Here is a 22,981-nt window from a genome sequence, read left to right as displayed (position 1 = left end):
GCACTATTGCAAACGAAGAAAGACTGTGACACTATTACCACTAGATTGAAGAGTAGTGAAAAAGTAGTAGATAATTGCTTGTCCTCCTACTCGTAATACGATACGACGTGATTCTTTGTTACAGATTTCGACACTTTCATGAGGGAGAATTTTTATGTTAACTTACTTTCTTCTCTTTGCCGCTTTTTTGCTGCTGGCAGTGCGCTTTTTCAAGCTGCTGCGACTGAAACGGCGCAATCTCTCGGCAGCCGAAATCGACCAGCATCTGCATCGCTTGTTAAACGAGAAGAGGAATCAGCCATGAAAAAACGAATCGGTGTCCAATTCCGGAAAACCCGCAAAACAAAGCACGCTTTTGAACGAATCCAGGCCTGCAAGCGATGCCATACTTACCACGTTCTGTGGGATACGCACTGCGAGACATGCGGACGAGCGTACACTCCTGTGCGGGAAGTATCTGCTGCCGTGACTCGCCGGTATGTTCAGACACGCTTTTTGCTTCTGGGCTTGTTCGTCTGCCTCGCGATTCTCTGTGCCACGACTCTGACGGAGATCGCCATTGCCATAGGCGTTGGTCTGCTTTTTGTCTGCCTGTTTTTCGTTATCCAAAAAAAGTACGGCTCTTATGAAAAAGACGCTCAGCTGCAAACCTTTTTCAGCCAGGAGGAAGAAGCTCTGAAAAAATCGTTTCTCTATCACCTGGAACAAGTAGGCGCTGACGTCAAAGCAGGACAGATCAAGGAAGCCTACGAAAAAACACGGGAAATCGGCTACTTCGTTGACTCTGATACGATTAAAATTCGCAAAATCATGTTTCTGAACCATTTTGTGCTGCGAAAAGACATGGAGCTTGAGCTGGAAACACTCATCCCATCGACTTATGACAAAGACTTTATGGAATATTTGCGTGAAGTAGTCAAAGTACAGCCATCGCTCGTCAAAAAAGCGGTGCTCGATTATGTCAGGCGCTACAAAGCGCAAATTTTGCTGCTCGAAAACGGCGAGCAACTGATTGGACAAGTGGCTGGTGCGGCGCTGCGGATGAGAGCGTATGTGGAAGAGTATCAAGATTTGATCATCGAGTTTATCGATTATTTGCCGCGTGAGCGACTGCTGCGACTCGCCAAAATGATCAGGGACCATCGCAACGAGAACTGGGAACAATTATACCATTTTGCTAAAAACAGGGTGGATACTCATTTTGCATTTGACCCTGACTTTAAAGGAGTATTGTGAGGGAGCAGCCTTTGATGAAAATATCCTCCTATCAAAAATCGCTCTTTGTCCGAAATGCAGCGCTCGTCCTGTTTTCGCTCGCACTTGTCGCTGTCTGCGTCAAATTGGCGCTCGGCTACAGGCAGATTGCGCTGTACGATCAGGCGAAATCCTTTTATGACGCCAATCAATTGCTTCAAGCCGAGGAAAGCTTTTCCCGTGCCAGCGACATGGCGACGCTATCGTACGGAGACGAAGAGTGGACTGTTGTCATGACCCGGTTGAGCGCCATGCGCCGTGAACTGGAGGAGCTTCAGCAAAAATTGCAGACGGCCATAATGGGTAAGCAGGACGAGAACGTGCTTGCTGCCTATCGGATTTACCAGACGATGCGGGAAAAGTACAACGGCACGGCTGGCACAGCCTCTGCCTTTTTTCAGCAGTTCACTGCGCAGATCAACCTGGAGAAAAAGTTGGCCGACTACTATCAGCAGGCGCTGCAACAGGCGAAGGCGCAGTCCAAGGAAAATTTGGAGAAGCAAAGCTATCGGGACGAGTCCTTTATCGACACGCTGATCGCCATTCCTGACGAGTATTACGGTGGAAAACAGGCGAAACAGGACGAGCTGCTCGCGCTTTTTGCCGACTATGAAAAAGCGAAGCTGCGTGCTTTGATTGCCAATGCCTCTTTTGACGAAGTAATCACGCGAACAGCGTCGAGCTTGCGCCACTACACGCAGCAAGGTGTCGATGCAAGCTGGCTGCTTACCCGGTTGGAAAAATACGCGAAGGACGAATTGAGAGAAGCGATTCGCAAGCAAGACCTTGCCGCCTTCGTCGACATGGCTGAGGCGTACCGCAAAATCGGGGATGTCCTCCCCACCGATTCGCCGACGCTCGAAGCGATCAGCAAGCAAGTGGAAGCCTACTTCAAGCAGGCCGAGCAATTAGTCAAAGCGCACAAGTTTCAAAAAGCGATTGAGCTGTATCAGCAACTGAATCCGTTGCAGGATATCAGCACGCTGGTGAGCGAAGTAGAGAATCGCTGGCTCGATTACGAGCCCGGCCACATGCTGGAAGCGAAATATCCAGACAAGCTTTTTACCAAAATCATCTCCGGCACTGAGTTGTGGGGAGCCAAGCTCTACGCTTTCGGACTCGTGGAAGCAGACCAGCGTCTCTATCTGGCAGCGAAAATGCCAAATGACTCCCTGCTCTATTTGGAGCAGCCGCTCGAAGTCGACATGAAATCGGCTACCGCCAAGCTGGCGAGTGAGCTTGGAGCGGAAAAAGCTCCGTTGATTTTCGTGCAATCGGCCGGAAAAGAACGCCCATTTGCCTATGTCGGACTGCTGCCGGAGTTGTCCGCGGAAAAGTTGACACGGGTGTTTTCCGCAGAGGCAGATGATTTCGGCGTGGAAGATCGCGAGCATGTCGTCTTGAAAAATGCGGTCGGCAAAGGCGAGAAGGAATACGCCTTGTTCAAATTGACCAGGGATGGCCTCGAATATATTTCCAAGCTGGCAGACATGCTCCCGGACAGCACGGACTCCGGGACTAGCGAGCCTGATGATGCTTCGTCGGTCGATCAGGGCGCGAGTGAGGGTGAACAAACGGATAACAGCTCTTCGTCCCAGATCATCCAGGTGCATGCAGGGCCAGGCCAAGAGTATCCGGTCATCGGTCAAGTGGCAAAAGACGCGCCGCCTCAGCCTGTCGAGGAGATGAACGGCTGGTATCGGATTGAGTTTGACGGAAAAGACGGGTGGATTCCCGCCGGAAAGCCTGACTCCGCTCCCTCTCCGTAAGGAAGTGCCAGTGCCTCGCCTATCGAAAAAGAAACAGCTTCCATCGCACGCTCTGTAATGCGGTGGGAGCTTTCTATTTTTTCCGTTGAATCCACAATCAGATTATTCTATAATTGCTCCTTAGTTCTTTGTTCACTTTTGGAAACAGCGAGGAGACCCACCATGTTTGGCATCGTTCATTATGAAGCGTTCTTGCTCACAGCAATCATGTTAAATCTGATCCCCGGCACTGACACGATGTACATTATTTCGCGCAGCATTGCCCAGGGACGACGGGCGGGAATCCAGTCTGTGTTCGGGATATTGACGGGCTCGCTGATCCACACGCTGCTCGCAGCCTTTGGTTTGTCCATGCTTTTGGCGCAGTCGCTTTTGCTTTTTACCATCGTTAAAATTCTCGGCGTCGCCTATCTTGTCTATCTCGGCGTTCGCATGTTCCTGACCAAAGAGCCTCTGTCGATGGATCGTGCCGCCACGCAGCACGCCAACACCGAGAAAGTGTATTGGCAAGGTGTTCTCACCAGTCTGACCAATCCGAAGGTTGCTTTGTTCTTCATTGCCTTCCTTCCGCAGTTTGTCAGTACGTCAGACGCCGGGGCGCTGCCTTTTCTCCTGCTTGGCCTGACTTTTACCGTAACAGGCGGAATCTGGTGCAGCATCATCGCGCTTTTCGCGTCATTTGCCACCGCAAAATTGCGCAGCAATCCGAAGATTTCTGTGGTATTGAACAAGCTCACAGGAGTTGTCTTCATCGGGATGGGACTGAACTTGCTGCGTGCTAAAGCTACTCCGTAACAGTGAATGTTTTTTGCTAACAAAACCAACTGCCAAGTCGGGCTGGAGCCTTTCTCCGCCCGGCTTTTTTGTGCTGTAGAGAATTTGTATAGGGCGGAAATTTACTATGGGTTCAGGCATTTTTTTCTACTTCCTTGCATGGCGCAAACCGGGCAGCTTTTTTGAACCCGACAACTTTGTACGAAAAGATGCCATTGCTGGAACGGGCTCGCAAACGAGACAGGAAAGGAGTGAGTATGCACACAGGCATGGCTACCGAAGGGGGATAGACAAGTGCGGGTACTCGTTGGCATTGGATTTATCCTCGCAGGCTTGGCTTTTCTTTTCTACCCGCAATGGGAGTTGGAACGGCACGATCAAAAACAAAAACAACTCATCTACGCTTTCGAGCAGATGGGTAGCGTAAGCGAGCATGTACCAGCAGAAAAAACCACTGCGCCAACTGCTCAGACTTCTGCGCCCGCTGCCTTGCTTGCAGGGGCCAAAGGCGTGATCCGGATTCCTAAAATTGACTTGGAAATGATGATTTTTGCAGGCGCAGATTCCCTGGTTCTGAATAAAGGGGCCGGGATGATCGAGCCGGATAAGGAATTTGGAAAAAACAACGTCGGGCTGGCAGGGCATCGCGGAGCAACACGCGGCAAGCAGTTCAATCGGCTGGATGAGCTGGCGCCGAATGATGAAATCGACATTCAAACGAAAACAGCCAACTACCGTTTTGTCATCGTCAAAACGTTTGTCGTCGATCGCACTCAAGTAGAGGTGCTGGACGATCAGGCAGAGCCATTGCTCACCTTGGTCACCTGCACGCCTGTCGGAGCGAAAAACCCGCGGGAGCGATTGATCGTGCAAGCGAAGCTTTCCGCGAAAAGTTGACGATGATGCAACCAACCATCCATGCCGGGCAGCATTGGTTTTCTCTTCTGGCAGTGCTTTTTTAAATGACAGGAGGAGCTTATGCGAAGGAAATCTTGGATAGTTGTTGTGGCCTTCTTGCTCATTGTGCAAAGCCTTTTTGGCATGGCAACAACAGCTCATGCGGCATCAAATGGGCAAGTTGCAACCACAGCAGATGATGGAACGGGCACGAATCCGGGGGATGGCTCCGGTACGAATCCCGGTGACGGTTCTGGCACCAACCCAGGCGATGGCTCTGGTACCAACCCAGGCGACGGCTCTGGCACGAATCCGGGTGACGGCTCTGGCACCAACCCAGGTGATGGCTCCGGCACGAATCCCGGCGACGGCTCCGGCACGAATCCGGGGGACGGCTCTGGCACCAACCCAGGTGATGGCTCCGGCACCAACCCCGGCGACAGCTCTGGCACGAATCCGGGCAACGGCTCTGGCACCAACCCAGGTGATGGCTCCGGCACGAACCCGGGCGACGGCTCTGGCACCAACCCCGGTGACGGTTCTGGCACGAATCCCGGCGATGGTTCTGGCACCAACCCCGGCGACGGCTCTGGCACCAACCCCGGTGACGGTTCTGGCACGAATCCCGGCGACGGCTCCGGCACCACCCCCGGCACAGGCACGGGCCCCGTCCCGGGCGACGGCTCTGTCCCGCCATCGCCAAGCGCTCCCCCGCCTGTCCTTGAAGTGCCTGTCCCACAAGGCGACGTCATAACCGAGAACATCATCACCAGCGTGGTTATGAAGGACAAAAACGGGAACAACATCGAGGAAATCCGACCGGACCAGGGATCGCGCGTTCAAATCGACTTCACATGGAAGCTGGAAGCAGGCCATGCTTATTCCGAAGGCTCTACTTTCTCCTTTCCATTACCGGACAAATTCAAAACAGACCGCGTCTTGACCGGAGACCTCGACGGAGGCTACGGAACGTACGAGGTGACAACAGACGGACAGGTCACTTTTACCTTCAACGATTCCATCAACGATGGGCAAGAGGTAGATAACGGCTACTTCTTTGTTTGGCGCGAGTTTGATGAACTGAAGTTTGAAGGGGGCACCAGACAGGAAATTGACTTCAAACTGGACGGAGTCGCCCTGATTCAGGTTCACTTCAAAAACAAAAACGACACTCAAATCAAAAAGGCAGCCAAAGCAAACAAAGGGATGAACGCCAGCGAAATCGACTGGACGGTTGATTTTAACCAAGGGGAGCACCCGATAAAAGACGCCGTATTTACAGATGAACTTCCAAACGGTCTGGAAATCGACATGACGTCCATCAAAGTGTACGCGCTGGAAGTAAATCTGAACGGCCTCGTCAATCAAAAGGGCGAAATCACTTCCTTTACCCCTGAAAAATTGACGACAGCCAACGGATTTACAATTAATTTCGGCGATATCAACAGCGCTTATCGAGTCACGTACAAAACCAAGATCACGGAAAGCAAAGATCAAACGTTTACCAACCAGGCCACTGTCACAGGAAGCAATCTTCCTGATGCCCTGAAAGACTCGGCAAGCGTCTCGGTCAAGTACAGCAAGCCCTTGACCAAAGGTACGCCTGACTACAAATCGGAAACCCAAACCATTACATGGTCGATCCAGTACAACTACAATGAGAAAACGATCCCGCAGGCCAACGCTTGGATCGCGGACACATTCGATACGAATCATCAGGAGCTTTTGCCTGGCTCTTTCACCGTTTATCAAATGAGCATCGACGATAACGGAAAGGCAACCAAGGCGGGAGCAGCTGTTACAAACTACACCGTAACGGACACTCCGACTGGCTTCAAGCTCCAGTTTGCCGAAGACGTGACAACAGCTTACGAGATCGTCTACCAAACCAAAGCGAAAAAGCGGGTCCATGAAGACAAATACACGGTGATCAACAAAGTGGAAAACAGCGCAGGCGATACAGCGGAAGCTCCAAGGGACATCAACCAGGAAATTTTCTGGAAATCGGCCAAAAAAGAACGGGTCAATTACGACAAGAAAACGATTGAATGGACCCTCTACCTCAACGGCGACAACTGGGAAATGGACGCGGGCCTGTTCATCACGGACAACTACGCAGGCCAGGGGCTGACACTCATCCCGGAAAGTGTGAAAGTCAGCGACTGGACGAACGAGCTGCAAAAAGACACAGACTACACGCTGGAACCGAATCCCGACTACGCAAAAGGCTTTAAAATCACGTTCATGAACAAACTGACCAAAAGCCATGTGATCACGTACGAAACCAGATTCGATCCAACGTCCAAAGACCGTCCGACCGCTTACAAAAACGAAGCTACGTTGAACTGGACCGAAAACGGTACGCCACAGACACCGATCACCAAATCGGCTACGGTCACTCCAGACCGCTACACCACGAACAACGGAAACAAGACGGGCACATACAACGCCAAGACGAAAGAAATTACATGGACAATCGATGTGAACTACAACCTTCACCAGATTTTCAATGCGATTGTGCGCGGCTTTTACAGCGGCGAGCAAACTTTCGTGGACAACTCGCTGAAGGTTTACAAGCTGAAGCTGACGGGTGGAGCAAACGGTGTAGAAGTCGTGGACGAGGAAATCCCGTTCTCCAACTTCCAGAAGCTGAAGGAAAACGGCAACGACGGTTTTGAAATACACCTCGGCGAAATCAAATCCGCTGTCCGTATTACCTACAAAACCAACCTGGAAAATCTCCCCGTCCAGAGCGAATACACAAACAAAGCGACGTTGCACGACAGTGACACCTCTACCCCTCCGCTCTTCACAGGATCAACGACTGTGAAGCCGAAATACGGCGGAGATTACCTGCTGAAAACAGGCCGTCAAGGTACGGGAGCAGAATCTGAGTACGCATTCTGGAGCATCATGATCAACCCGAGCCAGTCGCAAATCGCGGCAGGTGCCCAGTTGAAGGATACTTTGTCTGCCAATCAAATTTTGCTGCAAGATTCCTTCAAGCTGTACACAACGGATGTCTCTGCCAACGGAGCGCTGTTCAAGTCGACTGAACTGGATGCGGCTGAATACACGCTGCACACAGAAGGCAATTCGTTTTCCATCACGTTCAAAAATGAACTGCACACAGCCTACATCCTCGAATACCAGTCGTTTATCAACGCTGACGACGGCGAAAAGATCGACAATGAAGCTTCTTTTGCAGGCAAAACCGTTGTCGGGGTCGACGATAAAGGGAATGAAGGCATCAAGGTGAAATTGTCCGGTGCAGGCGGCGGGGCAAACACACCGGGCAAAGGCCACATCCAAGTCATTAAAAAAGACGCTGACACGAAAGAGCCTCTGGCCGGGGCAGAGTTCGGGCTGTACGACAAATCGGGAGCGACTCTGCTGGAAAAAATCGTGACAGATGCCGATGGTCTTGCCCTTTTCAAAAATTACAAATACAAAACTTACAAGCTGAAAGAAATTTCCGCGCCAGCTGTCTACGTCATCCCGGATGAGTACCGCAGCGGCAAAGAGCTTATCTTGAAAGCTTCCGGCACGCCCGATCCCGCAGTCCCTTACACGCTGGAAATCACCGTGGAAAACAAACTGCTGCGGCAAGGTTTCGAGCTGACCAAGGTGGACTCGGAAAATGCAGCGAAGCAACTGGACGGGGCCGTTTTCCTGCTCCAGTTCGATAAAAACGGCACATTCGAAGACGTCGCTGAACTGACGACAGGACCGGACGGCAAGCTGTTCAAAGGTGATCTGCCAACAGGCGACTATCGTCTGGTAGAAAAAACAGCGCCGAAAGGGTACAAACTGGATACCACTCCGCAAACATTCACCATCGTTGCCAACCAGACGGAAATCGTGAAGCTCACCATGAAAAACGAGAAAAACGTCGGTTCGGTTGAACTGCTAAAAATCGACCACTTCACGCAGGAACCTCTCGCAGGCGTCACCTTCGACCTGCTTGACGCAGACGACAAACTGGTGCAAAGCGGATTGGCAACGAATGCGGAAGGCAAAATTACCGTTCCGAATCTCAAAGCCGGAAGCTACCAGTTCGTGGAGAAGACAACACTCCCGGACTATCAGCTGGCGGCTCCGCTGAAATTCGATCTGGTCGACGAAGGCACATTGACGCTTACTTTGACCAACAAACTGATTCCAGGCTCGATCAAACTGACCAAAGTAAGAGCAGGCTATCCCAACCACAAGCTGAAGGGAGCCGTTTTCACCCTGGAGGACGAAAATGGGCAAACCGTCAAAGATAAAGACGGGCTGGAACTGAAAGAATTGACGACCGATGACAACGGCGAACTGATTGTGGAGAACCTCAATCCCGGAAAGTATCAGTTTGTCGAAACGAAAGCTCCGGCTGGCTACATGAGAACAAGCAAGCCAATCGCCTTCGAGATCAAAAGAAACCAGGTCCAAGGCAAACACGTGGAAGTCATCGCGGAAAACCAAGTCATTACAGGAATCCCGCAGGCAGGCTCCGTGGAATTGCTGAAAATCGATCACTTTACGAAGGAACCACTCGCTGGTGTCACCTTCGATCTGGTTGATGCAGACGGCAAAGTGGTACAAAGCGGATTGATTACGGATGCGAATGGCAAAATCCACGTTGAGAACCTTCAGCCTGGAACGTACAAATTCGTTGAAACCAAGGCGCTTGCCGACTATCAGCTGGCAGACCCTCTGCGTTTCGACTTGACCGCTGGCGATCCGCTCTCCCTCACTCTGACCAACAAGCTGATTCCAGGTTCAGTCAAACTGATCAAGGTCAAGGCTGGAAATGCGAATCGCAAGCTGGCAGGAGCGGTCTTCACCTTGGAGGACGAGAATGGCCGGACCGTGCAGGACAATCTCACAACTGACGAGAACGGCGAACTGATCGTCGAGAACCTCAACCCTGGCAAATACGAGTTCATCGAGACAAAAGCGCCAGCTGGCTATGAGAAAGACAGCACGCCGATCGCCTTTGTTGTCCAAAAAGGGCAAACCAAAGGCAAACACGTGGAAGTCGTTGTGGAGAACAAGGTAAAAACAGGCGGCGGTACCGATCCAGATCCGGAAGAGCCGACCAAACCTGAAAAACCCGAAAAGCCGGATAAACCAGACAAACCGGATAAGCCGGACAAACCAGATACTCCTGAGCAGCCAGGTACTCCTGAGCAACCGGGCACTCCAGGACAACCGGGCACTCCGGGACAGCCAGGCACTCCGGGACAGCCAGGCACTCCGGGACAGCCGGGCACTTCTGGGCAATCCGGTACTCCTGGGCAACCTGCCACACCCGAACAATCCGGCAACCCTGAGCAGACAAACAACGCCGGACAGACAGCAAGCCCCGGCACTCCTGCCCAGCCAATCGAATCCGCAGGCTCGAAAAACGCCAACGTACAAAACAACGCGGACGAAACGTTCCCAAGCGGAAATGTGCTGCCACAGACTGGCGAGGAAGCACCAACGGGCTATTTGCTCGCCGGAATCTCCTCCCTGCTGATCGGTCTTTCCATCCTGCTGTATCGCAGAAAGAGCGCCGTATAATTCAAAAAGAGGACTTGGGCCAGCTTCTCCTGGCTCAGTCCTCTTTTTCTTGCTTGCCCCCGTCCCCGTACATGCTGCTATCCCAGAAGCTGCCACAGGAGCGGTTCGCTTTTATACAAAACATCCAGATGCGATGCTTCCACGTAATATTTGTCACCTTCCAAGGCAAAAACGCTTTTTGCCATGACGCTGCCATCCCCGGCTTTGCTGTTGATCGAGCCTACTACTCTGCCATCGACCCATTTTGTCGGAGACAACGATGGGACGGTGCGCAAGTAATGGATCGTTTCGTGCCCGACCCCTGCTACAACCGTGACGCGAATGTTGCGGTCGTAAATAATCCCCATCGTACGGTTGAGCAGATCGACATACTCATTTCTGACCACCATGCTGCTGTACGGGACGAACGATTCGACCCCGTTTTTCTTCTCCAGCAAGTAATCCCCATAGTCAGCCGCAGGCACCAAATCAAGCAGGCTCGGAAAATGTTTCTGGATCGCCTGCACCCGCTTGAACGGTCTTCCGTGCTCCAAATAAGCCAAATATACATTCATGTAAATCTCGACTACATTTCTTTTGGCATGGACCGAACGCGGGAGCTTTCCGCCAGCCCAATAGCAATAACTGATCGGAGAACCTGCGTTTGGCGTGGCAAAAACAAGCAGCTGGTCCACATCGTTTTGATACGCATCCCCTTGTACATACGACCTGGCTACCAGCCCGCCCATGCTGTGGCAAACCAGATTGACATACGGCGAGCCTGTCTTTTGCTTCGCCCATTGAATAACAGGCACAAGAAATTGCTCGGCGGAGAGGCCGACAGGTTGACGCCAATCATAAAAGGCAACAAACAACTGCTCGTTTAAACGGTATCCCATATTTTCCAGCATACGAACAAACGGTTCATATGCAGTTCTCGCAAGTCCAAAGCTCCAGTCTCCGGTTCCCGGAATAATCTGATCGTTCATCGACCCAAACAGCCCCGGAACAAACACAATCGGCACCTTTTGTGAAAGAAACAAACTCATGCAGTTATTCCTCTCCCTAAAAAATGGCTATGTCTTTGCCTATTCCTCATCAGCTTGGGTGGTTCCAACGACCTTATTTTTGTCGAAATGAACCGAATCGACTCAATTCTCCTCCCATTCCGCCGTAACAAAGCGATATAATAAGACGTCAAACGTTTAGTGAGAGTTTTGCCGCAAATATTACGTGTCGGAGGATTCACAAAATGAAGTTACGCAAGTGGTTCATGCTTTTGCTTATGTTCGTGTTGTGTATTCCAGCGATGGGGACATCTGTGCAAACAGCGCAGGCAGCTCCTGGCATCAGCATCTTATTGGACGGGCAGCAAATCAGAAGCGACGTCGCTCCGTACATCATCCCGAAAGTAAACGTCACGATGGTTCCTTTGCGGGTCATCAGCGAAAGTCTTGGCGCAGAAGTATACTGGGATCAAAACTCCCAGACAGCCACGATTTTAAAAGACAGCACGGTGCTGTCCATGACCATTAATCAGACTTACGCGCTCGTAAACGACAGCACGATCCCGCTGGATGCTTCGGTTCAAAACAGACAGGGCCGGGTTATGGTTCCTCTCCGTTTTGTCTCCGAACAGCTTGGCTTGCAAGTGAACTGGGCGCAGGAAACAAGAACGATTACGCTGTTGACGGGCAGCACGGCTGTCGTTACACCGCCGCCCGCAGATATTTCCGGCGGCAATAACGGTTCTGGTTCTGTACCTGTACCGACAACCCCGCCTGTCCAGAACGGTTCTTTGCGCGGTGTGTGGGTATCTACTGTCTACAATCTGGACTGGCCGTCGACTGGCTCCTACGGCAACCAGAGCAAGCAGCAGCAGGAATACATACAACTTTTGGACGAGCTGCAAGCGATGGGCATGAATGCCGTATTCGTGCAGGTGCGCCCTTCCGCAGACGCCTTGTACCCGTCTTCACTGGTGCCTTGGTCCAAATACTTGACTGGCACCCAGGGGAAAAATCCGGGCTATGACCCGCTTGCTTTTATGGTCGAGGAAACGCACAGACGCGGCATGCAGTTCCACGCCTGGTTCAATCCGTTCCGCGCCAATGTAGATGCCAAAACCGACCAGCTGGCCGCTACGCATGTAGCGAAAAAGCATCCTGAATGGATTGTCAATTCCAGCAACAAGCTGTACATCAATCCGGGCATTCCGCAAGCCCGTCAGCAAATCATTGCCGAAATCATGGAGGTCGTGCAGCGTTACGACGTCGATGGTGTCCACCTGGACGACTACTTCTATCCGTCCAACGGCACTTTCAATGACGACGCGGCCTTCAAAGCCTATAACAGCAAAAAAATCGCGACCAAAGCCGACTGGCGCCGCGACAACATCAATCAGTTCGTCCAACAGCTGAACCAGTCGATCAAAAGTGCCAAGCCTCGCGTCCAGTTCGGGATCAGCCCATTCGGCGTATGGCGAAACATCGCCGTCGATCAGACAGGCTCGGACACGAAAGCAGGGGTCACCGCCTACGACAACATGTATGCCGACGTGCGCACATGGATCAAGCAAGGCTGGATGGATTATGTAACGCCGCAAGTTTACTGGAGCCTTTCCTTTGCACCAGCCCAGTACGACAAGCTCGTTACTTGGTGGGCAGACGAGGTGCGCGGAACCAACGTCAAGCTTTTCATCGGCCACTCTCCTTACAAGCTGGGAACAGCCGAGGCAGGCTGGCAAAGCTCTCAGGAAATTATCAACCAGTTGAACTTCAACGCATCCGTTCCGGAAGTGCAAGGCAGCATCTTCTTTAGCGCCAAAGATTTGCGCAAAAATCCGCTCGGTCTGCTGCAAGCTCTCAGCAGTTACTACAACCGTTAAAAACAGACAAACCCCCGAGCCGGGATCAGCGTTCTGCCGCTGTCCGGTTCGGGGGTTTTCTATTGAATTGGCCTAGTTTTGCGTCAGTTTTTCTACAAAGAAATCGAGCTGCGCGTCCAGCGAAATCGGGTCGTTAAAATACGAGCCGACGCGGTCGAGCTGGAATACTTTATTGTTTTTTACAGCAGGAAGGTTTTTCCATACGCTGTTCTCATACACGCCATCCGGATTGGTATCATCTCCAGACCATCCGCTGGTGAAAATGATATCACCCGCAAAGTCGGGAAGTGTTTCCAGCGAAACATCTGCCCAGCCCGTGCCAGTGTCGATGGCAACTTTTTGCGTAGCAGCCGGAGCCTTCAACTGAAATTCGCCGTAAATGATTTCGCCGCCCCTGCTGAAGTTGTGTCCGAAGGCGTAAATCCCTTTGGCGTAAGGCTGAAGGATGGCAACGGTTTTGTCTCCTACCGCCGCCTGTACTTTCGGTTTCAGATCAGCAATTTTCTTGTCCCAAGCCGCAATCCATTCATTGGCTTTGTCTTCTTTGCCTGTCATTTTGCCGAACTCTTGAAGCTGCTCGCGGAACGTTTTCTTGCCGTAAGGAACAGCAACGGTCGGAGCAATTTTGGACAACTCTGCCGTATTGGCATCGCCTTCAAACACGATGATCAAATCTGGACTCATGCTCAGCACTTTCTCAACGGAAGTACCGTCGCCAACGCTTTCCACGCCGTCCAGTTTGCCTTTCATGTACGGGTTTTGCAAGACGTGATCGGTAACGGCAATCGGCTTGATCCCCAAAGCCAGGAAATCTCCGGCGTAAATATCGGCAAGCACAACTAATCGTTTCACGTCCTTCGGAATTTTCACCTCTCCATTCGGAGCCTGGTACGTGATAAATTCACTGTTACTTTCGGTCGCCGCCGGAGCAGCCTTTTGTTCCTGCGCTGGTTGAGCGGCGTTATTGGCTGGAGCTTGTCCGCAAGCCGACAAAATCCCTACGAGAACCAGCATGATCGCCAGCAAGCTTGATTTGTAAAACCCGGTTTTGCGCAAAGTGAATCTCCCCCATCTTTTGTAATAATGATAATCATTATCGTTATGATTTTATCACATCTTACTGATTTCGCCACTGTTCTGTCGAAGAAAATCACTGTAAATCCCATACAGCTCTAATGCTGTGCAAGCTTCTTGGCGGTGCTTTTCTGCCCGCATCGCGCCTTTACATCCAGTAAAAACCTTTGGATTTTTGGTTCGGCAATCTGTTTACGGAGACTTCCTCTTTACAAAAAAATGCCGCGAACCGTCGTCCGCGACATCTTCGATCACTTATTTTGGGGCCATTCCGGTTTGGTCTGGTAATGAAAATTCGGCGATTCCAGCTTGTTGTCATACGCGCTGTGAAAAATGTGCGTAGCCGCAGGAGAAATCGGCGGAATCAGCCATGTCCAGTCTCCTGTAATGGCCCGGCCATTTTTTTCTTCTCTTTCCTCAAAACGTTTGAATTGTTGACTGGCTGTATGGTGGTCGACAATCGACACGCCTTTTTCCTTATAAGAATGCAGGACGGCCACATTCAGTTCGACCAACGCCTTGTCCCTCCAAAGCGTCGCTTCCCGGCTCGTGTCCAGCCCCATGACCTCTGCGACTTTCGGCAGCATGTTGTAGCGATATTCGTCTGCCAGATTGCGCGCGCCGATTTCCGTTCCCATGTACCAGCCGTTGAATGGCGCCGCCAAGTAATTCATGCCGCCGATCTCCATTCGCATATCAGCCACGATCGGCACGCCGTACCATTGCAAGCCAAGGTCCGCAAAGCCTGCTATTTCCGGATGAGTAATCGGCACTTCAATGACCAGTTCAGGTGGAATCTCGAAAAACTGCGGCTTGCGATCCCCGATCTGTACGACGAGCGGCAAAATGTCGTAGTGAGTGCCAGCGCCTTGCCAGCCCAAGCTCATACAGAGCTTCGTCAATTCAATCGATATCGGATCGCCCAGTACGCCGTACTCGGTTTCATATCCGGCATAGCGAATGAGCTGATGGTTCCAGATGCGCATGGCTGGGCGCTCTGGTGTCTCCGCCGCAAAGACGGTGATCGTCGGCCGGATTTTTCCGCCGTTCGTCGCGAACTCGATGTGTCGCAGCAACGCCTGCGCCATCTCTTCCTCTGTCTGGACATGGCGCTCGTCCAACACAATCAGCGACTCCCAGAAAAAGCGGCCAATGCACCGATTGCTGTTGCGCCAGGCCATTTTCGCCCCGTGACGCAACTCCTCCTCTGTATGCTCATAGTAGCCTTGTGACTCCATCTGCTGCCGGACTTGCTGCAAACGTCGCTCTGTCTCGGCCTCTGTTTTATTCAATTCGCTGTAGCAGGTGCGGATAAAGTGTTGAACTGCTTCAATCCGTTGATCTGGTTCCATAGTACCCTCTTTCCCGCTGAAAGGCGCTTCCTCGCTGTTCATGTACACCTTCATTATAAATTTACAAGGCTTGCATTACCAATCTCACAGGCATTTCGACACATAACTGTAAAACCTCCATCCACTCCGTTGACACAAACACAGCCAAAGCCACCATGCGTGACCTTGGCTGTTTGTATGCACGTGATTACTGGCTCGCTGCGGATGCCTTCAGCTCCCTCACTGCCGGAAAGAGCAAGGGGCACAAGCCGATGAGCACAATGGCAATACCGGACAGCGAGAACCATCTGTCCACCCCGATTGCCTCAGCTACCGGGCCTGCCACCAACAAACCAATCGGCGTCGCGATCAGCATCAGGCTGTTCACAAGAGACATCACTCGTCCCTGAACAGCCGGGTCGATCGTCGTTTGCAACAGCACCGCAAACGGCCCGCCAAACAATGGTCCCGATACCCCCATCAAGCCCGACAGCAGCACAAACCCGACAAATCCGGACGCAGGCAACAGCCCCGCGAAGAACAGTCCCGCTCCCAGCAACGCAATCCCGCCTGTCAACAAGTACACGCGATTTCGCTTGGCACCCCAGCTGCCCAAAAGCAGCGAGCCGACGAGCATACCTGCTGCAAAAGAAAACTCGACCACTCCGGCATGCCACGCCCCTTTGCCAAAATGATTCAGTACCATAAGAGTAAACAATGCCCCAACAGGCACATACACAAACGTCGTGAACCCGATTGCCGCTGTGATCACCAGCAAGCCTTTTGACTTCATCAGTTCGCGCAGCCCTGCCTTGATCTCGCTGCGCATGCCGCTCGCGCCTTCCTCCGGCGCGCTGCGCTCAGGATTCGGAATATGCACCATCAGCAAAGCGGCACTTGCCAGCAGCGCCCCCAAAACATCGAGCAAGAGCACTGCTTCCATCGAAAAATAGGCCAGTAAAAAGGCACCGAGCATCGGACCCACCATGTGTACGGCAGAGGTCAGCGTCTGCATCCAGCCTTGCACCTTCATCAGCTGATCTTCGGGCGCGATCAGCGGGATGGAAGCTTGCATGGACGGCATGTGAAACGCGCTTCCGATCGAACGCAAGCCAAGAATCACGTAAAAGGCCCAAACAGGCGGCTCCATCCCGGCGAAAAACAACATAGCCAGGACAAGACTGACAAAGGCAATGAACATGTCTGCGGCTATCATGATTTTTTTGCGATCCAGCCGATCCACAATCGTTCCGGCAAAAGGCCCGATCAAAGCCTGGGGCAAAAAGCCGGCCATCGAAGCGATAGTCAGCACCACCGCTGATCCTGTCGCCTCTGTCAGCCACCAGATGATACTGAATTGAACAACGGCACTGCCCAGAAGCGAGAAAGCCTGCCCGGCAAAAATCGTATAAAAAGTTCTCTTCCAACTGTCTTTTTTCGTATTCATATACATCCTCCTCATGTGGACATTCAAGTGCGGCATCCGTTTTTGGACGCAAAAAAGCACGGAGAACGTCCCGTCCGAGGGGGTGTCATCCGTGCGAAAGCTTGCTGCATCAAAGCACTTGAAAGAGCTGCCTAACAACGAATCAGGCAGGGAGCTTTGGAGGAATACGCAAGCTGACTATACAGGCATGACAAATAACCCATCGAAAAACGGGCGAGTCGTCCGTGCCTGATTAGCGCATGCGTACATACCACATAACAGAACCTCCATCCAAACATGCTGAGTTACTGTCTATCCTAAGACGCGGCCTGCGCCACTGTCAATCCATTTTCGACTTATGGATTAGATTGGCTTGATCTGTTCGGTCCGGTTCGCAAGAAAAAGCAGGGGCTTCGCCAGACCGCCCCTGACAAAGCCCCGTTTCGTTCGCTTTCCCTATAGCTATCCATAGCGCCATATAGCGGCTGCGGCTTTATTTCCGTTTTCGCGTGAACAAAAAGCCGCCGACAAGCACGAGCAAAACAACGACGATCACCAGAGGAATGAGCGATGACCCCGACTCGTCACTGCTGGCTGCCGCTTCATGACCAGCGTGTTCATGCTCGTGGTCTGCACTCGCCGCTTTTTCCGGTTGTGCGGAAGCATTGGCGCTTTGTTCAAACTGAATCAGCTGGAGCTGCGGCTGCGGTTTGCCTGCGACATTCATCAGCCACGCTTCCTGAATCGCCCTTCCTTCCCACTCTGCCGGGTCAACCGCGGCTTGCAGCACGCGCGGATGCGCCGACACGTCATACACGGCGCCAGATACAGTAAGCGAATACACTTTTGCAGCCTTGCCCTCTGCATCTTTTTCCTCGCGAACGCTCACTTTGTCCACTTTGCCTGTTGGCCCCGCGAGAAAGCCGCCCCGGTCGTACAAGCTTTTCCCTTCGGCCTCATCTTTTCTGTGCTCGAACACAAACAACGCAAATTGCTCGCGAGTCAGCTCACGTCCGGCATCCTGCACAGCCAACTTGCCTGCAAAGTAAGCCTGATTGACGTCCGCATACGTGGCATTACCGTCCAAAGAGGGCACGAGTCCTTTTGCCAAAGCTGCCGCTGTCACTGCTGTACGGGCCGCTCCGCTCTCTTGCAGCTTCCCGAACGTTCCCGCCCAATACGCCAGCTCTTCACGCGTCAGCTTCTCCTGCGGGGAAAACAGCGTCGAGCCGTGATGATCGTAAGGAATCACTCCCAGGCCGCTCAAATACACGATCTGCGACGTCGCCTTGGAATATTGCAGATCGTCGTACAAGTTTTGCTCGTTGACGATGTGCGCCGATACCAGGCTCGGCAACAGCCATACCAGCATCGCCAACAAACACAAGCTCCTTCTCATGTCTTTCTCTCCCATCCAGATGATCTGCTAGTTTTGGCTATCTCCGGTTCGTACGATCAGCCCTCCGCTTGTTTGCTGGAGATAAAAGGGCGCCTGTACACGAGGCAATTGCAAAAGCTGTGCATAAGGAATGCGGAAGCCCTGCAATTCCTCAATCAATGTTTCCGGCATCAAAAAGCCGTTGAAAAATCCCGCCTCGAAAACCAGGGCAGCCGCATCCGAAGCATCTTTCAACACTTGTCCAATCAAAATCACGTGCAAGTCAGGCTTTTGAAACACCACGTACACGTGATCCGAACGGAAAAAGTAGCGCAGCTCGCTGCGTTCGTTGATCCAGCTTTCGTCCAGACGATACGGCTGGGAAGCGGTGCCCGTCTGAGTGGAAGCCCAGGTGGCTGCCTGCTGCTCCGTCAAAGCGCGGTCTTTTGCCAAAATGGCGAGCAAAGCCGGCTCCACCTCCGCCATCCAGTCGATATCCAAATAATTGGCGAGCTGCTCGATCGGCAGTTCCGGGTTGTCGGCGAGAAATGCGCCTCTGGCTTGAAGATTTTGCTCAATCATGCCAAGCAGCTTCTCGTGTCCTTCCAGCGTTTCTTTCGTGGCGACCAGTTGCTTGTAAGCCAGATACAGCTTGTCCAGCTCCTCCATGTATGCGTCCAGATTCCGCTCGATCAGCCATTGACTGCCGAGAATATCGACAGGCTCCTGTTGCTGCTGCAACAAGCTGACCCACGTATCCAATCCCATCTCACTGTAAAATTGCAGCTTGTCGACTGCTACCTTTTGATCCGCAACATAGCTTTTCTCAAGCTTGGCAATCTGCGGCGCAAGCCTGGCGATCTCTTTTTTGGTCTGAGCCACTTCTGCTTTCAGCCGTTCGGTGGTGCTCTCGTCGTTGACGGTCACGAGAAAATTCGCAAATGCGCCTGTCAAATGCGCATACGCCCCTGTCGCCCCCAAAAACAGCCCTGCCGCCACGAGCAGCATCAACTTTTTACGCATGATTGATCAGCTTCCTTGTCGAAGCATAGCTGGCTGACAGCCCTAGCAAAGAGCCTGCGAGCGCCATGCCTCCCATCATCTCGTACACCAGCTGCTGCGAGAAGTGAAACACCAGCGGGAACTGTTTTTGCAAAGGCAACAGCATGCCCGAAAAGAGCCAATAAATCGCTACGGCCGCAAGCAAGCTGCCAACGAAGCCAATCAGCCAGCCTTCAAACAAAAATTGCCCCCTGACATGCCACGGGTTCGCACCAAGCAACAGCCGGACGCGAATCTCCTGCTGCCTTTGATACAAGGCCAGATTCATCGCGATAAACACCATCCCGAAAGCGAGCGCGCCCAGACCGACCAGCAAGCCCAAGCCGTACTTGTTCAGTTGGGCCGACCAGCGCAAGATCGTTTCGGCAAATTCCTGCGGATAGACGACTTTTGTGATGCCGTTCATCGTCTGCAATTGTTCCGCCACGAGCTTGATCTGCGTCTTGTCGCGCAGCTCCAGGCGGATTGCGTCCGGAATTTGACTCTCCTGAAAAGAGACAAGCAGGTGCTCCCGCCCGGCAAAAAATCCGGCCAATCGCTCCAGCATTTGCGCCTTTGTCTCGATTTCGACGGATTGAACGAAGCTTTTTTCCTGCAAAATGGCCGCGATAGCCTTCGTATCCGCAGCAGGGTCTACATACAGCTTCATGGCTACCTGTGACTCCAGATAGCCCATCAAATCCCCGACACCGAACCTTCCGAGCAACAGGATGCCCGCGATGAGCACTGCGACAAAAATCAAGACTGCCGCAGCCGCCGCAGCCCCTATGTTTCGCTGAATGCCTTCGCGCGCATCCCTGAGCATGTACATGCACGATTGTCTGTTCATACGACGCGTACCCGCCCCTGCTCCATCATCCACGTCTTTGCCGGAAATTGTTCAACCAGCCGCTCCGAATGGGTGACAATCAACATCGCCATGTTTTCCTCCACATGCAGTTCTTTCAGCAATTGCATCACTTCAAACGCTGTCTCGCTATCCAGATTCCCGGTAGGCTCATCTGCCAAAAGAATGCGCGGGCGATTCAGCAGGGCACGCACGATCGCAACGCGCTGCTGCTCGCCCCCCGACAACTGGTCAGGAAAGACATCCTTCCGATCCAGCAGTCCGACTCTTGCAAGCAGCCGCTGCGCTTCCGGTTCGATTTCGCCCCACCGTTTTCCGACGACCTCGCCAGCGAGCGCCACGTTTTCCATGACCGTCTTTCGCGGAAGCAGCTCGAACGATTGAAAAATGACGCCCATCATTCGCCTTAACTCGAATTTGCGGATTTGTTCGATCGGGACGGCATTAATATCGATGCGTCCCGCAAACTCGGTTTGCTCCCGGTACAAAAGCTTGAGCAGCGTGCTTTTTCCCGAACCCGACCGCCCCTGCAAAAAGGCGAACTCCCCTGCTTCCAGATGCAGGTCGAGGTCTTGCAGAATGACTCTCTCCCCGTAGCTCTTGCAAAGCTTTTGCAGCCGGATCATCAGACGTTCCCCTCTGCCAGCCACGGCAGGAAGCCGTCGAGAAAGCGTTCTGTCGCAGGCATGAAGTACGAGCCAAAATGAAAGTCCGGATCAAGCGTAGTGACGATCCACGTACCCGCTGTGCTCACCTTGTCGACATACAGGACGGCTCCCCCGTCTTCGGTCGAAATCAGCACCTCGGCACCCTCCGGCGGCCAGTACACCCCATGCTGATGCCAGGTCGCATCTGCCAGCGTAATGTAGGAAAACAGATCGTAGTCCGGCTTTTGCAGCACCAGCCCGCTCTTCGCGTTTTTGTCCAGCCACCACCAGAAGTTCGTCGGGCGAAGCTCCCAGTTTTGCCCCGGAATCCATTCGCGCGGCTGCGGACCGAAAGCGACGACAATCCCGCCCTTTTCCGCGAACTGTTTGATTTTCTCGCGCGATTTCATCACCAGTCCCATGTGCAGCTGCGAGGGAACCACCAGCGCATCGAACTCATCCAGCGACGTGTTCTCAAGATCAGGCAAGTAGATGAGCCTGTCGTAATACTTGCGGTACTTCGGCTCGTTCAAACTGCGAAAATGCTGCGAGCTGCCGCCGTACAAAGCTGCGATCTTTCTCATGCGTACGCTCCCCTTTCCTGAGGCTCCTGAAGCTGCCGATATTCGTTCCGCGCCCACTCGGTGAGTTGCAGCGCAATTCGTCCGGTCGATTTTCCCGGGTGATTGTAGCCGAACAAGTCATTTCCCGAATGGACGAGAATCGTGCCCTTCGTACTGTTCCGGTCGATATACGTAATCGGTTCTCCCCCCGGCAAGGTCAACAACACCTCAGCCCCGTCCGGCAGCGGGTGATGGCCTCTGGCGAAAAAGCCTGCAACACCTTTGTTGTACGTCATGTCGTACGTCTGCACTCCGGCAAAAATCGGATGCTCCTTGGCGATCGTCACATCATAGTCGGAATGATTGCGAATTTCTTTTGGCACAAAAGCAGACGCGCCCGGCAGCCACGGCAAAAACAGATTGCCGCTGAACACCAGCACTTTCCCTCCGTCGAGAAAATCACGAATCTGCTCTTTTTGCTTGTACAAAAGCTCCTGGTCGATCAGCCCGGTAATCACCAGGCACTTGTATGGCGACAAATCGTGCCCCGGCAAATCGTACACATCGATGAAGGAAAAAAAATCTTGATAATTCGGGTCTTTCAGACGCGGCTCCCCAAAGCAGCAGCCCGAATCGAGCATCAAAAAATCGGTTCGTTGATCCATGTATGCCTCCTCGTTCCTTTTTTCCATCAAGCAATCGAGTAATCCCCGCTCAAAACTGGTCAAGCTCCCGCAACGCCTCGATCAGCCGCAACGTAAAAGGATGCTGCGGGTTTTCCGTCACTTCTTCTGGCGTGCCCGTCTCCACGATCTGCCCCTGATTGAGCACGAGCAGCCGATCACAAAAACCTCGCGTCAACGCCAGATCATGCGTAATGAACAAATAAGCGATTTCATGCCGCTGGCTCAGTTCTCGCATAAGCCCCAGCAAATCGAGACGCAAGGAAGTGTCCAGCATGGAAGTCGGCTCGTCAGCCACGATGAGCTGCGGCCGGGTGATGAACGCGCGAGCCAAACCCACCCGCTGGCGCTCCCCGCCTGACAGTTCATGAGCGTAACGGTGCATGTAACGCTCCGGTGACAGCGCAACTTCCCGCAAAGCTTCCCGGACCAGCTCCGTCCTTTTGGCCGGATCGTTCTTGTGCAGCCTGGCGATCACCAGCGGCTCTGCGACCAGCTGTTCAATCGTCATCCGCGAAGAAAGCGACTCGTACGGGTCCTGGAAAACCATCTGAATCGACCTCGTGGCTGCTCTGCGCTCTTTGGCTTTCATCGCCAGCAAGTCTTGGCCCTGGTAGATCAGCTTCCCCTTGTCCGCCTGCTCGATCCCGGCGATGATTCTCCCAATCGTGCTTTTTCCCGCTCCGCTCGCACCGACCAGGCCGACCGTTTCCGTTTGCCGGATGGAAAAGCTGGCGCCGTCAATAACCGGAGCAGCCTGCCTCGATGCGCCCTTGCTCCCGTAAGTTTTGTACAGCCCGGATACTTGCAACAACACCTTTTGCTGCCTCGTATCCCGCTCTTGTTTGTGCACTCCCATCCTT

The 22,981-nt window shown here is 52.8% G+C and carries 18 protein-coding genes; 7 read left to right on the top strand and 11 right to left on the bottom strand.

All coding sequences use genetic code 11. The features are described from left to right. Positions 1-154: 154 nt before the first annotated feature. The 6 genes from M2298_RS18115 (at position 155) to M2298_RS18090 (ending at position 10,241) form a co-directional block, all read left to right on the top strand. A complete protein-coding gene (locus M2298_RS18115; RefSeq protein ID WP_007778284.1) occupies positions 155-304 on the top strand; it encodes a hypothetical protein in 150 nt (49 codons plus the stop codon). Then, positions 301-1,236 (top strand): hypothetical protein, encoded by a 936-nt coding sequence (locus M2298_RS18110; protein ID WP_173597284.1) that lies wholly within the window; start codon positions 301-303, stop codon positions 1,234-1,236. The genes M2298_RS18115 and M2298_RS18110 overlap by 4 nt, the downstream gene beginning before the upstream one ends. 14 nt (positions 1,237-1,250) lie before the next feature. Continuing rightward, on the top strand, positions 1,251-3,023 hold the full coding sequence (locus M2298_RS18105) for an SH3 domain-containing protein (protein ID WP_280648826.1): 1,773 nt from the start codon (positions 1,251-1,253) through the stop codon (positions 3,021-3,023). 162 nt (positions 3,024-3,185) lie between these two features. Beyond that, on the top strand, positions 3,186-3,818 hold the full coding sequence (locus M2298_RS18100) for a LysE family translocator (protein WP_122962408.1): 633 nt from the start codon (positions 3,186-3,188) through the stop codon (positions 3,816-3,818). A 273-nt stretch (positions 3,819-4,091) separates the two neighbouring features. Then, complete coding sequence (locus M2298_RS18095) at positions 4,092-4,694, top strand: class D sortase (protein WP_173597282.1); 603 nt, start codon at positions 4,092-4,094, stop codon at positions 4,692-4,694. Positions 4,695-4,775: 81 nt separating this feature from the next. Then, entirely contained in the window at positions 4,776-10,241 is a 5,466-nt protein-coding gene (locus M2298_RS18090; RefSeq protein ID WP_280648825.1) for a SpaA isopeptide-forming pilin-related protein, read from the top strand. A 77-nt stretch (positions 10,242-10,318) separates the two neighbouring features. Here the strand turns inward: M2298_RS18090 and M2298_RS18085 are convergent, their stop codons facing one another. Then, positions 10,319-11,269 (bottom strand): esterase/lipase family protein, encoded by a 951-nt coding sequence (locus tag M2298_RS18085; RefSeq protein WP_122962394.1) that lies wholly within the window; start codon positions 11,267-11,269, stop codon positions 10,319-10,321. Between the two features lie 203 nt (positions 11,270-11,472). Between M2298_RS18085 and M2298_RS18080 the strand changes: the two genes are divergently transcribed. After that, the gene (locus M2298_RS18080; RefSeq protein ID WP_122962393.1) at positions 11,473-13,107 is read left to right on the top strand and encodes a family 10 glycosylhydrolase; all 1,635 of its coding nucleotides are present in this window, start codon (positions 11,473-11,475) and stop codon (positions 13,105-13,107) included. 72 nt (positions 13,108-13,179) lie between these two features. Here M2298_RS18080 and M2298_RS18075 read toward each other — a convergent pair whose 3' ends face one another. From M2298_RS18075 to M2298_RS18030, 10 genes are all read right to left on the bottom strand, one after another. Further along, positions 13,180-14,163, bottom strand: a complete 984-nt coding sequence (locus tag M2298_RS18075; protein WP_122962392.1) for an iron-hydroxamate ABC transporter substrate-binding protein — start codon at positions 14,161-14,163, stop codon at positions 13,180-13,182. A gap of 269 nt (positions 14,164-14,432) precedes the next feature. Then, positions 14,433-15,533 carry a nitric oxide synthase oxygenase gene (locus M2298_RS18070; RefSeq protein WP_280648824.1) on the bottom strand — a complete coding sequence of 367 codons (1,101 nt, stop codon included), beginning with the start codon at positions 15,531-15,533 and terminating at the stop codon, positions 14,433-14,435. A 187-nt stretch (positions 15,534-15,720) separates the two neighbouring features. Further along, positions 15,721-16,959 (bottom strand): MFS transporter, encoded by a 1,239-nt coding sequence (locus M2298_RS18065; RefSeq protein WP_280648823.1) that lies wholly within the window; start codon positions 16,957-16,959, stop codon positions 15,721-15,723. Between the two features lie 472 nt (positions 16,960-17,431). Continuing rightward, positions 17,432-18,337: a hypothetical protein gene (locus M2298_RS18060; protein ID WP_280648822.1), complete on the bottom strand. Its 906-nt coding sequence runs from the start codon at positions 18,335-18,337 to the stop codon at positions 17,432-17,434. A 27-nt stretch (positions 18,338-18,364) separates the two neighbouring features. Further along, on the bottom strand, positions 18,365-19,339 hold the full coding sequence (locus tag M2298_RS18055; protein WP_173598984.1) for a hypothetical protein: 975 nt from the start codon (positions 19,337-19,339) through the stop codon (positions 18,365-18,367). Continuing rightward, a complete protein-coding gene (locus tag M2298_RS18050; RefSeq protein WP_173598983.1) occupies positions 19,332-20,207 on the bottom strand; it encodes a cell division protein FtsX in 876 nt (291 codons plus the stop codon). Before M2298_RS18050 ends, M2298_RS18055 begins: the two co-directional genes overlap by 8 nt. Further along, positions 20,204-20,851 (bottom strand): cell division ATP-binding protein FtsE, encoded by a 648-nt coding sequence (locus M2298_RS18045; protein ID WP_173597276.1) that lies wholly within the window; start codon positions 20,849-20,851, stop codon positions 20,204-20,206. The genes M2298_RS18050 and M2298_RS18045 overlap by 4 nt, the downstream gene beginning before the upstream one ends. After that, on the bottom strand, positions 20,851-21,456 hold the full coding sequence (locus M2298_RS18040; protein ID WP_122962386.1) for a hypothetical protein: 606 nt from the start codon (positions 21,454-21,456) through the stop codon (positions 20,851-20,853). The genes M2298_RS18045 and M2298_RS18040 overlap by 1 nt, the downstream gene beginning before the upstream one ends. Then, on the bottom strand, positions 21,453-22,100 hold the full coding sequence (locus tag M2298_RS18035; RefSeq protein WP_173597275.1) for a phosphate starvation-inducible protein PhoH: 648 nt from the start codon (positions 22,098-22,100) through the stop codon (positions 21,453-21,455). The genes M2298_RS18040 and M2298_RS18035 overlap by 4 nt, the downstream gene beginning before the upstream one ends. Positions 22,101-22,149: 49 nt before the next feature. Continuing rightward, entirely contained in the window at positions 22,150-22,977 is an 828-nt protein-coding gene (locus M2298_RS18030) for an ABC transporter ATP-binding protein (protein ID WP_217022051.1), read from the bottom strand. Between the last annotated feature and the right edge of the window lie 4 nt (positions 22,978-22,981).

The organism is Brevibacillus sp. 1238 (genome assembly GCF_029892995.1).
Lineage (GTDB): Bacteria > Bacillota > Bacilli > Brevibacillales > Brevibacillaceae > Brevibacillus > Brevibacillus parabrevis.
Note: the sequence above shows the minus strand (reverse complement) of the source record. Positions and strands in the feature narration are given on the sequence as shown.

Bases quoted from the DNA above. Each gene is read 5' to 3' on its own strand.
- M2298_RS18115 (WP_007778284.1), top strand. From the start codon at position 155: ATGTTAACTTACTTTCTTCTCTTTGCCGCTTTTTTGCTGCTGGCAGTG.
- M2298_RS18110 (WP_173597284.1), top strand. From the start codon at position 301: ATGAAAAAACGAATCGGTGTCCAATTCCGGAAAACCCGCAAAACAAAG.
- M2298_RS18105 (WP_280648826.1), top strand. From the start codon at position 1,251: ATGAAAATATCCTCCTATCAAAAATCGCTCTTTGTCCGAAATGCAGCG.
- M2298_RS18100 (WP_122962408.1), top strand. From the start codon at position 3,186: ATGTTTGGCATCGTTCATTATGAAGCGTTCTTGCTCACAGCAATCATG.
- M2298_RS18090 (WP_280648825.1), top strand. From the start codon at position 4,776: ATGCGAAGGAAATCTTGGATAGTTGTTGTGGCCTTCTTGCTCATTGTG.
- M2298_RS18085 (WP_122962394.1), bottom strand. From the start codon at position 11,269: ATGAGTTTGTTTCTTTCACAAAAGGTGCCGATTGTGTTTGTTCCGGGG.
- M2298_RS18080 (WP_122962393.1), top strand. From the start codon at position 11,473: ATGAAGTTACGCAAGTGGTTCATGCTTTTGCTTATGTTCGTGTTGTGT.
- M2298_RS18070 (WP_280648824.1), bottom strand. From the start codon at position 15,533: ATGGAACCAGATCAACGGATTGAAGCAGTTCAACACTTTATCCGCACC.
- M2298_RS18065 (WP_280648823.1), bottom strand. From the start codon at position 16,959: ATGAATACGAAAAAAGACAGTTGGAAGAGAACTTTTTATACGATTTTT.
- M2298_RS18060 (WP_280648822.1), bottom strand. From the start codon at position 18,337: ATGAGAAGGAGCTTGTGTTTGTTGGCGATGCTGGTATGGCTGTTGCCG.
- M2298_RS18055 (WP_173598984.1), bottom strand. From the start codon at position 19,339: ATGCGTAAAAAGTTGATGCTGCTCGTGGCGGCAGGGCTGTTTTTGGGG.
- M2298_RS18050 (WP_173598983.1), bottom strand. From the start codon at position 20,207: ATGAACAGACAATCGTGCATGTACATGCTCAGGGATGCGCGCGAAGGC.
- M2298_RS18045 (WP_173597276.1), bottom strand. From the start codon at position 20,851: ATGATCCGGCTGCAAAAGCTTTGCAAGAGCTACGGGGAGAGAGTCATT.
- M2298_RS18040 (WP_122962386.1), bottom strand. From the start codon at position 21,456: ATGAGAAAGATCGCAGCTTTGTACGGCGGCAGCTCGCAGCATTTTCGC.
- M2298_RS18035 (WP_173597275.1), bottom strand. From the start codon at position 22,100: ATGGATCAACGAACCGATTTTTTGATGCTCGATTCGGGCTGCTGCTTT.
- M2298_RS18030 (WP_217022051.1), bottom strand. From the start codon at position 22,977: ATGGGAGTGCACAAACAAGAGCGGGATACGAGGCAGCAAAAGGTGTTG.